This is a genomic window from Roseobacter sp. OBYS 0001 (assembly GCF_019654895.1).
GTDB lineage: Bacteria > Pseudomonadota > Alphaproteobacteria > Rhodobacterales > Rhodobacteraceae > Roseobacter > Roseobacter litoralis.
In genome coordinates this window covers 97548-110296 of record NZ_BPES01000009.1, presented here as the reverse complement: position 1 = coordinate 110296, position 12749 = coordinate 97548, and the positions used below count along the sequence as shown (strand labels likewise).

Below are 12749 nucleotides of genomic sequence, written 5' to 3'. Positions count from 1 at the left end.
GCCTCTTTTCCCTCAGGCACCCCATGAAAATCACCCGCATCATCAGCCATGTATTGCAGTATGAAATGCCCGAGCAGCTTGGGTATTCGCAGCAGTATTACGGGCACCGAACCGCCCATCTGGTGGAGGTTGAAACGGATGAGGGCGTGACCGGGTGGGGCGAATGTTTTGGGCCGGGCAATATCGCCCTTGCCAACAAGAGCATCGTCGAAAAGGTGATCCAGCCCATGGTGCTTGGCATGGATCCGATGGACCGCGACGTGATCTGGCACAAAGTTTACAATCTCATGCGCGACCACGGTCAAAAGGGGATGCCGATGCAGTCCCTGTCCGGAGTGGATATCGCACTTTGGGATATTGCGGGTAAGGTGGCCAACCTGCCGCTCCATAAAATGATCGGCGGCGCACATCGCACGTCGGTGCCCTGTTACGGCTATGGCATGATGCTCCGGGATGAACCCGTTGACGCACTCGCCGCCCGTTTCACCGATGAAGCCGCCGCAATCAAGGAAATGGGTTTCGTCGCCACCAAGATGAAAACAGGTTTCGGCCCCAAACCGGACGTGGCCCTTTGCACCGCCGTGCGCAAAGGCATCGGCGACGCGTACCCTTTCATGGTCGATGCCAATCACGCCTACACGACGTCTGACGCTTTTTACGTTGGCCGGGCATTGGACGAACTGGACGCCTATTGGTTCGAGGAGCCCATCGCCCCCGAAGACCACGCCGGATATGCCGAACTGCGGCGCGGGCTGTCGGTCAATATCTCGGGTGGTGAGGCAGAATTCGGCCGTTGGGGTTGGCGCGCGATCCTTGAAAACCGCGGGTTGGATATCGCCCAACCCGAGGTTTGCGCCCTTGGCGGTATCAGTGAATACCTGCGGGTGCTGGCCCTGTGTCACGCGCATTTCACGCCCGTGGTGAACCACGTTTGGGGGTCCGCCATCGCCGTTGCCACGAACCTGCAACTGCTGGCCGCCATGCCCCCCCTGCCCGGTGGCCTGCACCCGTGGGAGCCGATGCTGGAATTCGATACCACCGACAATAAATTCCGCGACGATCTGCTGACGCACTCCCTGAACATTCAGGCGCAGGTCAAGGCAAACGCAGGTCGCGTCACCATTCCAGACCGCCCCGGTATCGGGGTCGAACCAGACCGAGACTTTATCGCCCACTACGCTTTAGCCGCGTAACCACGCCAAAAACGAAGGAGCAAAATAATGCAGAGAACCTCAGGCAGCCTCATAGAATGGCTGATCCCGCTGGCCTTCATTCTCTGCGCCGGCTGGGTTGTCTGGCACATCCCTGCCTATTTCCTCACATGGTTTCCACATGAAAATGAATCAATGCGGGGACAGGTCACTGCCATTTTTGACCGCAATGATGTGACGCCCAACCTTTCACCGCTCTTTGGGAAGATCGACCTCGTCGATCTGATTGCCCTCGTTATGGTCCCGGTCCTTTTCTTTTTCGGGGCCAAAACCGTGCGTCGGGCCAATATGGAATTTGAACACTGGCGGCCGGTGGATCGTGGTGCGGTCTTTATCGGACGCGTTACGATGATGCTGATCATCCTGATGACCAGTGTGATGCTCTACGAGGTTTTCCTGCGCTATGTGGTTGAGCGTCCGACACTTTGGGCCAATGAACTGTCCCTCTGGCTTGCGGGATTCATTTTCCTGATGGCCGGGCTTTATGCCATGCAGCAGCGCAGCCACATCCGTATTTTTCTGCTCTACGATGTCTGTCCGCGATGGTTGCAACGTGTTTTTGACTGCATCACCACGCTGCTGATCGTGTTGTTCGCCTTCTTTCTGGTCTACGGCAGCTACAAGCAGGTGTTTGAGAACAAGCTCTACAAATGGGAGACCTTTGGTACGGCGTTTGACCCGCCGATCCCTGCGACCCTGCAACCGCTGGTGCTGATCGTGATCTCACTGGTGGCGGTGCAGGCGGTGCTGAACCTGATCTCTGACTGGAACGCTGAGCCTGAGATACATGACGACACACCAGACGAAGACGAAATTCGGGCCCTGAAACGCGCGGTAGGACAAGACTGATGGATATTGGAACGATCTCTTTGGTGTTGATGCTGGCACTGATCCTGCTGCTGGCCATCGGCATGCCGCTCGGGCTGGCATCGGCGTCGCTGGCGGTTCTTGTGCTGGTGATGAAGTTTGAACCCACGCTTTTGTCCAACCCGATGACCTTTGGCGACGGTATTCTGACCTCAAGACCCGGGACAGGGCCGCTTTATATTCTGACGCAGAAAATATACGGGCTCTTAACGGACTATGTGCTCATATCAATTCCGCTGTTTATCTTCATGGCCGCTTTGCTGGAACGCTCCGGCGTGGCCAAGGATATGTATTCCTCCCTGAATGTGTGGCTGTCGGGTACGCGCGGGGGCATTGCCATCGTGACGTCGATCATGGCCGTGATCATGGCGGCCATGTCGGGTATTATCGGGGGCGAAGTCGTCCTGCTAGGCCTGATTGCCCTGCCGCAGATGCTCAGGCTGGGGTATAATCAGAACCTTGCCATCGGGGTCATATGTGCCTCGGGCAGTCTGGGGACGATGATTCCGCCGTCCATTGTTCTCATTATCTACGGCCTGATCACTGAAACCTCGATCAAGGCGCTGTTCACCGCGTCCTTCCTGCCGGGGTTCATGCTGGCCTCGTTTATCATCATCTACATCATCATCCGCACGCAGCTTCATCCCGAAGACGCCCCCCTGCCCGATCCTGTGCCCGGTGATCCGCAGGGCCGCGAAAAGGGTCGGTTGTTTCTGGCGTTCCTCTCCGTCGTCACGGCAGGTTTTTCCGTGGCCTTGTTCCTGCGCGCGGCCTTCTTTGAATTCACTGGCTCCAACGCCGCAAACGAAGGCGACCCCTTTGCCTTCGGGACCGCCGAATGGTTGCCGTGGTTCGGCGGGACTTTCATCCTGATGATGGGGCTGATGTACTTTTACTTTGGTATGAAAGACACCAAAACAGGCTGGAACATGGGCAAGGGTCTCGTGGCCCCAATCGTCGTCATCGGCGTTGTCATGGGATCGATCTATGGCGGTATTACGGGCATTACCGAAGCCGCCGGCATGGGCGCATTCGCCGTTCTGGTCATCGCAATCATGCGCGGTGAGGCCTCGTGGGACCTGATCTGGGACAGCCTGATGCGCACGCTGAAATCCACGGGCACGATCATCTGGGTCACCATCGGTGCCGCGGCCCTTGCGGGCGCCTATACCATCGCGGGCGGGCCCACCTATGTGGCGGATTTCATCGTCGGCACCGATCTGCCCACCATGGGGATTATTCTCGCGATGATGCTGATCCTGCTGTTCATGGGGGCCTTCATGGATTGGGTTGGCATCGTATTGCTGATTATCCCTGTGTTCCTGCCCATCATCCGCCGTCTGCCCATTGAAGAGATCGGCTTCATCGGCCAGCTGGAACCGCAGCACATCGCCATCTGGTTCGGCGTTGTCTTTTGTATGAACATGCAGGTCAGTTTTCTGTCGCCCCCCTTTGGCCCGGCTGCGTTCTACCTGAAATCAGTGGCCCCGCCGCACATCAGCCTGACGGATATCTTCAAGGGGTTCCTGCCTTTCATCGGTATTCAGCTTTGCGCCCTGACGGTCCTGCTGATCTGGCCTAATATCGTGACACTGCTTTTATAGAGATCGGAGGATTTATATGCTGACGCCTGCACAAATCGACGACTTCGAAACCCAAGGCTATTTGGTCGTACCGGACGTGGTCCCAATTGACGTGCTGAACCATGTCAAAGCGGAATACGCGGCCCTTTTGGATCGGTTGTACGCGGAGTGGTTTGAACAGGGTCGCGTGGCAACACCGCCTGACACCCTCGATTTCTGGGGAAAGCTGATTGAGGCCTACCGCGCCAAATGCGACTACTTCCAGCCGCTCGATATCAGCCTGCCGGGCGACGAAATTGCACCCGACACGCCGTTTCATTTTGGCCCGGCCGTATTCGATCTGTTGACGGCACCAAGGTTGCTCGATGTCGCGGAAAGCCTCTTGGGGCCTGAACTTACGTCCAATCCCATCCAACACGTCAGGTTGAAACCGCCTGCCACCGATCTGCAATCGGACGAAATACGTGCGCATATTACTGCGACTGACTGGCATCAGGACCGCGCTGTCGCTTTGGAAGAAGCGGACGAAACCCGCATGGTGACGGTTTGGATTGCCGTCACGGATGCCACCATCGAAAACGGGTGCCTGCAGGTTCAGGCACAAACACCGGATCAGGATATCCTGCCCCATTGTGCGCGCACGCAAACAGGCATCGCGGATGGATTTGTCGATGAAGCCAAAGCCATCCCGCTGCCCATCAAGGCAGGGGGCGTTGTGCTATTTCATCCGCTCACGCCCCATGCATCGCTTACAAATCAGACGGATGCGTTTCGCTGGTCCTTCGATGTCCGCTACAATGTCACGGGTGAGCCGACGGGGCGCAGTCATTTCCCCGATTTTATCGCCCGCTCGCGCGCCAACCCGGACAGCGAATTGCGCGACTGGCGGGTATGGAAAGCGATGTGGGAAAACACACGCGCAAAGCTTTCCGACGCGCCACATATCCCGATTCACCGCTGGACATCAGATGCGCCTTTCTGCGCGTAAAAGGAACTCTCATGGATACTGTTCGCCTAGATCCCTCAGATAATGTCGTGACTGCCACCCGCGCTCTCGAAGTCGGCGTTGATATCGGGGAGACCAAAACAAATGCACTGATCCCCTCAGGGCATAAGATCGCAACGCAAGCGATCCCCAAGGGCGATGCTATCCGCAAATATGCACAGATCATTGGCTATGCCATTGAGGATATCGCCGCAGGTGATCACGTACACACGCAAAACGTCGAGTTTCGCAATACAGATGCCGACTATGAATTCTCAACCGATCAACGGCCCGTCACACCTGTGCCAGAGGCTGAGCGCGACACCTTTATGGGCTTTCGGCGCGGGAACGGCGCAGTGGGCACGCGCAACTACATCGCGATTGTCACGTCGGTAAACTGCTCGGCCACGGCGGCGCGGATGATTGCCAACCACTTCACCCCCGAGGTGATGGCCGCCTATCCCAACGTCGACGGTGTGGCCGCTTTCGTGCATGGCACGGGCTGCGGTATGGCAGGTGATGGCGATGGGTTTGAGGCCCTGCAACGGGTGATGTGGGGCTATGCGCGCCATCCGAACCACGCTGGCGTTTTGATGGTCGGCCTGGGATGCGAAATGAACCAGATCGACTGGCTCCTCGAAGCCTATGGCCTGAAGCAAAGCAAAACCTTTCAGGTCATGAACATCCAGTCGGTTGCGGGCCTGCGCAAGACCATCGAAATGGGCATCCAGAAGATCGAGGCGATGCTGCCCATCGCCAATCAGGCGACACGCACGCAGTGCCCCGCGTCCGAGTTAATGGTCGCCTTGCAATGCGGCGGATCAGACGCATGGTCGGGGATCACGGCGAACCCTGCGCTGGGTCATGCCTGTGATCTGCTGGCAGCACAGGGCGGCACCGGCGTTCTCGCCGAAACACCCGAGATTTATGGAGCTGAGCACTTGCTGACGCGTCGCGCCATAGACCGCGCAACCGGTGAACAGCTTGTCGGCCTGATCAAGTGGTGGGAGGATTACACCGCCCGCAACAAAGGCACGATGGACAACAACCCATCCCCCGGCAACAAGGCAGGCGGCTTGACCACGATCCTTGAAAAATCGCTCGGTGCTGCGGCCAAGGGCGGCACCTCACCGCTGATGGGGGTCTACAAATACGCCGAACCTGTACGCGCGCGCGGCTTCACCTTCATGGACAGCCCCGGCTATGATCCGGCTTCCGTCACGGGCCAGATCGCTGGGGGCTGCAATCTGGTTTGTTTCACCACGGGGCGCGGCTCCGCATTTGGGTCAAAACCCAGCCCGACCATCAAGGTGGCGACCAATTCGGCCATGGCAAAGCGCATGAGCGAGGACATGGATGTTGATGCCGGCACCATCCTGACCGAGGGCATAAGCGTCGAAGAGAAGGGGCGCGAGATTTACGAGATGTTTTTGCGCGTCGCCTCAGGCGAGGCAACAAAATCCGAAGCGCAGGGCCTTGGCGATTACGAATTCGTGCCATGGCAAATCGGGGCTGTGATGTGAAAAAAGTCCTCATCGTGGGTGGAGGGTTGATTGGTGCACGTCACGTGCAGACAGTGAAAGACCACCCACGCTGCACGCTGGTTGGCCTTGTTGATCCGAACCCTGATATCAAAACTGGCGAAGGCATCCCACGCTTTGAAGACATGGCGCAGGTGACAACACCCGTGGACGGTGTGATCCTCGCGACACCGACGGATTTACACAGCACACAGGGTCAGTATGCCGCCGAACGTGGCTGGCATATGTTGATCGAAAAACCTGTCGCGGGCAATGTGGGCGCCGCCCGCGTGCTCGGCGATGCGGTTAAAAAGGCTGGTGTCGGTTCGCTGGTCGGGCATCATCGCCGCTATCACGCGTCGGTCCAGCAATTGAAACACCTGCTGGCCGAAGGCGCTATTGGGACGCCGGTCACGGTCAGCATGATCTGGGCGATGCGCAAGCCGGATGCTTATTTTGACGGGAATTGGCGCACGGCAGGCGGCAGTCCTGTTCTTATCAACCTCGTGCATGACATTGACACTTTGCGTTTCGTGGTCGGTGAGATCGTCGCAACAGCAGCCTTGCGCGGGCGCGGCCTGCGCGGGGAATCGCGGATCGAATCCGGTGCCATCGCGCTGGCCTTTGAACATGGGGCGACAGGCACCATCAGCTTTGCCGATACCACGCCCAGCCCCTGGGGGTTCGAAGCAGCCACCGGCGAGAACCCCAATATCGGCGCAACCGGTCAGGATATGCTGTGGATTTCCGGCACGGATGGCGCGATCAGTTTTCCCTCCATGACGCTGTGGCAGGGAACAGACTGGGGGAAAGCTGCGCGCCAAAAACCTTTGGTCCGCTGGGAAAACACAAAACCACCCCTCGACGCTCAGCTGGATCATTTCCTTGACGTGATGGATGGGGCCGCGCCACTGATTGATGTTGCGGATGCGACCCGAACGCTTGAAATCGCACTGGCCATCGAAGACCAACTGGCAGCTCAGACGACAGGAGACGGCCATGACCGAAGTGCTCTCGCCTGAACAAGTCACGCGATACAATGACCATGGCTATCTGGTTGTGGAAAACCAGATACCGCCCGAATGGATCACGCAACTCCGCGACGAGATCACCCGGTTTGAGACCGAAGCCGCTGGCATGACGCAGTCGAACGACCGCCTGGACCTTGAGGATACCCATACGCCAGCCGAGCCACGTCTGAGGCGTGTGAAACTGCCGCATATGATATCGGATGTGGTGCGCGACTTGATGGTTTCAGACCACATTCTCGGCCCGGCACGCGATCTGATCGGACCTGACCTGAGGCTGCACACGACCAAACTGAACATGAAATCGGCGGGATATGGCGCGGCGGTAGAATGGCATCAGGACTATGCCTTTTACCCCCATACCAACGATGACATTCTGGCCATTGGGGTACTGATCGACGATATGGCCGCTGAAAACGGGCCGCTTATGGTCTACCCCGAAAGCCATAAGGGGCCGGTCTATGATCATCATGTGGATGGCGTCTTTGCGGGTGCGATGCTGCCCGAGGAAAACGGGCTCAACCCTGACGACGCGGTTCAACTGACCGGCCCGGCAGGCTCCATCAGCATCCATCACGGCCGTATTGTGCATGGCTCGGCGCTGAATACATCTGATCACCCACGCCGCATCCTGTTTTTCGAAATGATGGCGGCGGATGCTTTTCCGATCATGGGGTCCATGACCCGCTGGGACGGCATCGAAGACTATGACACCCGCATGCTATGCGGTCAGCCGACCAAAAGTCCGCGCCTAAAGAACATCCCGGTGCGCATTCCACAACCGCAGCCGGACGTGCCGATATCGATTTATGAAATCCAGAAAGGCATGAAAAAACGTGCCTTTGATACCGCGAAATAGGAGACACCTCGCATGACAAAACCAACTATCGGATTCATCGGCCTTGGGCTTATGGGCGGGGCAATGGTCGGTCGCCTGCAAGATCAGGGGTACGCGCTGAGCGTTCTGGGCAACCGCGACCGGACCCATCTGGACGCAGCCATCGCCCGAGGGGCAACGGAAGTCGCCAGCGCCAAAGAGGTGGCCGCAGCCAGCGACATCATAATGCTCTGCATGGGTACATCGGATCATGTGGAAAGCCGTATGCGCGGCGAGGATGGCGTGATCGCCGGTCTCAGACCCGGCGCCGTCGTGATTGATTTCGGCACATCGCTGCCAGCATCCACCCGTGCGCTAGGCACAGAGGTCGCGGAAGCTGGCGGCACCTATCTGGATGCTCCCCTGGGTCGCACACCCAGCCACGCCAAGGACGGCATGCTCAACATCATGTGCGCGGGTGACAAGGCGACCTTTGACAAGGTCGAGGGTGTCTTGAAAGACCTCGGCGAAAACGTGTTTCACCTCGGTGCCCTCGGGTCCGGACATACGATCAAGCTCATCAACAACTTCTTTGGCATGACCGTGGCCAATGCCATGGCCGAAGCCTTTGCCATGGCCGACATCGCCGGTGTGAACCGCAAGGAGCTTTATGACGTGATGGCCGCCGGACCGCTGCACAGCGGGATGATGGATTTCGTCAAAGGGTACGGCGTAGACGGTGACCCGAACCTGCTGGCCTTTGCGATCAAGAATGCGGCCAAAGACGTCGGGTATTATTCGAAGATGGCCGATGACGCAGGCGTCAAAAGCATCATGTCGCAGTCCGCATTATCCGCTTTGAGCGAAGCGCGTGACACGGGTCATGGTGATGAGATGGTCAGCCAGATGGTTGATTTCTTTGCCAATAAATACAGCACCTAAATGGCAGTCGCGGCGCAAGCCATAGAGGACCGGCCCCAGCTTGGCATTCTCATGATGCTGGTGGCCTGGTACTTCTTTGCGATGGTCGATGTTTCGGCCAAATGGCTTGCGCTGGCGGGCTTTCCGGCGTTTCAACTGGTGTTCATGCGCTATGCCGGGCATCTGGTGATTTCGGTGGGCATGATTGCCAAAGACGGCATGGCCCTTGATCGGTTTCGCACCGATCACATCTGGCTGGTACTGAGCCGGGCCTTGCTGCTGATATCCGCCACATTGGGTAATTTCTATGCGCTGAGCTATCTGCCGCTGACGATCATTTCGGCGATCATGTTTTCCAGCCCGATCATTGTGTGCTTTTTGTCGATGACCATTCTGAAAGAGCAAATCGGGCCGTGGCGCTGGGGGGCCATCGTGTTGGGGTTTGCCGGCGTTCTAATCGTGATCCGCCCGTTTGGCGAGACGTTCCATCCGGCGATGATCCTGCCATTGTATAACGCGACTGCGCTGGCGCTGTACTCCCTGATGACCCGCAAACTCGCCGGGATTGTCGCAACCGAAACGCAGCAACTCTACCTCGGCGCTTTGGGAACCATGCTGACCCTGCCCTTTGCCCTCTGGTTCTGGATTCCGCCGCAAAGCCTCTTGGACACGGTATTGCTGATCGGGCTGGGCGTCTTGGGCTGGGGCGGGCATCAATTGCTTACCAATGCGCACCGCTTTGCGCCTGCCAATACGCTGATGCCATATACCTATTCGTTCATGATTTACATTGCCGCCTTCAGCTGGCTGATCTTTGGGGATGTGCCTGATTTCTGGGTCGTCGTCGGCGCATTGGTGATCGTGGCGTCCGGCCTCATCATCTGGAAAAGGGAGCAGCGCACATGACCCGTATCGCCTGCGTCGGAGAAGCGATGATCGAACTGTCCATTCTGGGGCAGACCTCGCAAGTCGGTGTCGCGGGCGACACGTTGAATACGGCGATTTACCTCAAGCGGAATGCACCGCAGTTCAGCGTCGATTACGTGACCTGTCTGGGTGACGATCCGTTTTCGGACCAGATTGAGGACTTCATCGCAGCACAAGACATCGGCACCGGTGCTGTGACCCGCCTGACCGGGAAATCCCCCGGCCTCTATGCGATCACAACCACGGATGATGGCGAACGATCTTTCACCTATTGGCGCAGTGCTGCCGCTGCACGGGACCTGTTCAAGACCGATGCGGGTTATAATTTCGAGATCCTTGAGGCCTATGACCTCGTGTACCTCTCGGGCATCAGCGTGGCGATTCTGCCGGATGCAGCGCGCAGTGCATTGGTTGAGTGGTTGGGCAGAACACCCATCAAACTGGCCTATGACAGCAATTATCGACCGCGCCTTTGGGAGGATAAACCGACCGCACAGCGCGTGACATCTGCCCTGTGGGAGCGTGCAGACATCTGCCTGCCCTCCATTGATGATGAAATGCTGCTCTTTGATGAAGATGCCGCAGCGGTTGAGGCGCGATTTGCCCGGTATCGCGGCACCGGCGCGTTGAAACGCGGCGAAGAGGGCCCAATCAGTCTGGGTGATGCAGTCTCGCAATCCTACGGTGCAGCACCGCATGTAGTTGACACAACGGCAGCGGGTGACAGTTTCAATGGCGCTTATCTCGCGGCAATCCTCGCCGGTCAGACGCAAGCGCAGGCTTTGCGTGCCGGACATGATTGTGCAGCACAGGTCGTGCAATACCGGGGGGCGATTATGCCCAAGGCTGCGCCATGAAAAATGCTGTTCTGATCGGGCTTGGCATGGTGGCGGATACACATCTTGCCGCGTTTCGGGATGCTGAGACCGTTGATCTATCCGGCATCATGGGGCGCGACCCGGAAAAGGCCCGCACCTATGGCCGACATGCCGCCGACCTGCTGGGCCGCGCGGTGAAAACATATCAAAACGCAGATGAGATTGCCGCCGACCCTGGGGTCGATTTCGTTGTCATTGCGACGCCCCCGGATGCACGGCGCGACTTGATTGCGCCTTTGGTGCGAGCGGGCAAACCAATCCTGATGGAAAAACCCGTTGAGCGGACCCTTGAAGCCGCACAAGACATTGTCACGCTCTGCGCAGATCATGCTGTGCCGCTGGGTGTTGTGTTCCAGCACCGCGCGCGCGCCGCGTCACAGGCGTTGAAACAGGCGCTTGATCAAGGCAAGCTGGGCGATATCACCAATGCCGAAATTCGCGTTCCGTGGTGGCGGGATCAGGACTATTACGATGCCCCGGGGCGCGGCACCTATGCCCGCGATGGCGGTGGCGTGATGATATCGCAGGCGATCCACACGCTGGACCTTTCGCTTTGGTTGCTGGGGCCGTTTTCCACGGTCTGCGCGCATATGCACCGTACCGCCCTGCACAGGCTGGAGGCTGAAAACTGGGCCGGTGCCTTGTTTGAAACTTTAGCGGGCTGTGTGGGTACACTGACGGCCACAACTTCGGCTTTTCCGGGAACGGCGGAAACCATCAGCCTGCATGGCACCAAGGCCAGTGCGCATCTGGAAAGCGGCGTGCTTACGATATCCTATCTGGACGGGCAGACAGAAACACATGGTGCCAGCGCCACGACCGGCGGCGGCGCGGACCCTATGGCCTTTACCCACGCGTGGCATCAAAGCGTGATCGAAGACTTCGCGCAGGCAATCACCGACCAGCGCGACCCGATGGCCACCGGGAAACAGGCCCTCATGGCCCATGCGGTCATTGATGCAATGGAACGATCCGGCACATCGCGGGTCTGGGAAAAGGTGGCACAGGTTTGAGCGTTAAATTCATCGCCATTGGCCTCGATCACCGGCATATTTTCGGCATGACGCAAAACATGCTGGACGCCGGGGCGCAATGCCTCGGGTTCTGGACCGCAGGCACGCCACACAGCCTTGAGGGGTTTCGCAAACGCTTTCCGCTGCTTAAACGATTTGAAAGAATCGAGGATGCACTGGCATCTGGCGCAGATCTGGCCTTGATCGCCGCAATCCCCGCAGACCGTGCAGCACTGGCGATCCAATGCATGCAGCGCGGCATGGACGTGATGACCGACAAACCCGGCTGCACCACCATGGCGCAACTGGACGATTTACGCAGCACTGTCCGTGACACCGGGCGGATCTGGTCGATCAACTTTTCCGAACGGTTTGAAGTCCCGGCCGTCACGCGCGCCAGCGCATTGGTGGCCGAAGGGGCAATTGGCCGGGTGGTGCACACCGCCGGGCTGGGTCCGCACCGGCTGAACAAAGAAACTAGGCCGGATTGGTTTTTCGACCGAAGCCGGTACGGTGGCATCCTCACCGATATCGCCTCGCATCAGATCGACCAGTTCCTGCATTTCACCGGCTCCACAGAGGCCGAGGTGACCCATGCTTTCGTGGCCAACCACGCGAACCCGGCCCACCCCGGGCTTCAGGATTTCGGTGAGATCACCCTGAAAAGCGATCAGGGCACGGGATCCATCAGGGTGGATTGGTACACGCCCGATGCGCTACCCACATGGGGCGACGGGCGTCTGACCATTCTGGGTACCGAAGGCTATATCGAGTTGCGCAAATATGTGGATGTCGGGGGCAGGGACGGCACCGACCACCTGATCCTAGTTACCGGGGACAGATGCGAAAAGATCGACGCGTCAGATGCCGGATTGCCCTATTCCGACCATTTGTTGAATGACATCGAAAACCGCACTGAATCGGCGATGACACAAGCGCATTGCTTCAAAGTAATGGAGCTTGCCTTGCAAGCGCAAGCGCTGGCCGAAGGGGCGTAAC

General features: G+C 58.3%; 12 protein-coding genes. All 12 read left to right on the top strand.

The window, feature by feature from the left end; translation table 11 throughout:
* Positions 1 to 23: 23 nt before the first annotated feature.
* From K5Q35_RS16435 to K5Q35_RS16380, 12 genes are read left to right on the top strand one after another with little or no spacing between them, the layout of a single operon-like run.
* The gene (locus K5Q35_RS16435) at positions 24 to 1193 is read left to right on the top strand and encodes a mandelate racemase/muconate lactonizing enzyme family protein (RefSeq protein WP_220800351.1); all 1170 of its coding nucleotides are present in this window, start codon (positions 24 to 26) and stop codon (positions 1191 to 1193) included.
* A gap of 27 nt (positions 1194 to 1220) precedes the next feature.
* Positions 1221 to 2060: a TRAP transporter small permease subunit gene (locus K5Q35_RS16430; protein WP_259650561.1), complete on the top strand. Its 840-nt coding sequence runs from the start codon at positions 1221 to 1223 to the stop codon at positions 2058 to 2060.
* The gene (locus K5Q35_RS16425; protein ID WP_220800350.1) at positions 2060 to 3682 is read left to right on the top strand and encodes a TRAP transporter large permease subunit; all 1623 of its coding nucleotides are present in this window, start codon (positions 2060 to 2062) and stop codon (positions 3680 to 3682) included. Before K5Q35_RS16430 ends, K5Q35_RS16425 begins: the two co-directional genes overlap by 1 nt.
* 16 nt (positions 3683 to 3698) lie before the next feature.
* Positions 3699 to 4649: a phytanoyl-CoA dioxygenase family protein gene (locus tag K5Q35_RS16420; RefSeq protein ID WP_220800349.1), complete on the top strand. Its 951-nt coding sequence runs from the start codon at positions 3699 to 3701 to the stop codon at positions 4647 to 4649.
* Between the two features lie 11 nt (positions 4650 to 4660).
* Complete coding sequence (locus tag K5Q35_RS16415) at positions 4661 to 6169, top strand: UxaA family hydrolase (RefSeq protein WP_220800348.1); 1509 nt, start codon at positions 4661 to 4663, stop codon at positions 6167 to 6169.
* Entirely contained in the window at positions 6166 to 7188 is a 1023-nt protein-coding gene (locus K5Q35_RS16410; protein ID WP_220800347.1) for a Gfo/Idh/MocA family protein, read from the top strand. The genes K5Q35_RS16415 and K5Q35_RS16410 overlap by 4 nt, the downstream gene beginning before the upstream one ends.
* Positions 7166 to 8053: a phytanoyl-CoA dioxygenase family protein gene (locus K5Q35_RS16405; RefSeq protein ID WP_220800346.1), complete on the top strand. Its 888-nt coding sequence runs from the start codon at positions 7166 to 7168 to the stop codon at positions 8051 to 8053. Before K5Q35_RS16410 ends, K5Q35_RS16405 begins: the two co-directional genes overlap by 23 nt.
* 12 nt (positions 8054 to 8065) lie before the next feature.
* Complete coding sequence (locus tag K5Q35_RS16400; RefSeq protein WP_220800345.1) at positions 8066 to 8953, top strand: NAD(P)-dependent oxidoreductase; 888 nt, start codon at positions 8066 to 8068, stop codon at positions 8951 to 8953.
* Positions 8954 to 9838 carry a DMT family transporter gene (locus K5Q35_RS16395; protein WP_220800344.1) on the top strand — a complete coding sequence of 295 codons (885 nt, stop codon included), beginning with the start codon at positions 8954 to 8956 and terminating at the stop codon, positions 9836 to 9838.
* Complete coding sequence (locus tag K5Q35_RS16390) at positions 9835 to 10716, top strand: sugar kinase (RefSeq protein ID WP_013963657.1); 882 nt, start codon at positions 9835 to 9837, stop codon at positions 10714 to 10716. The genes K5Q35_RS16395 and K5Q35_RS16390 overlap by 4 nt, the downstream gene beginning before the upstream one ends.
* Entirely contained in the window at positions 10713 to 11750 is a 1038-nt protein-coding gene (locus K5Q35_RS16385) for a Gfo/Idh/MocA family protein (RefSeq protein WP_220800343.1), read from the top strand. Before K5Q35_RS16390 ends, K5Q35_RS16385 begins: the two co-directional genes overlap by 4 nt.
* A complete protein-coding gene (locus K5Q35_RS16380) occupies positions 11747 to 12748 on the top strand; it encodes a Gfo/Idh/MocA family protein (protein WP_220800342.1) in 1002 nt (333 codons plus the stop codon). The genes K5Q35_RS16385 and K5Q35_RS16380 overlap by 4 nt, the downstream gene beginning before the upstream one ends.
* The last annotated feature ends 1 nt before the right edge of the window (position 12749 follow it).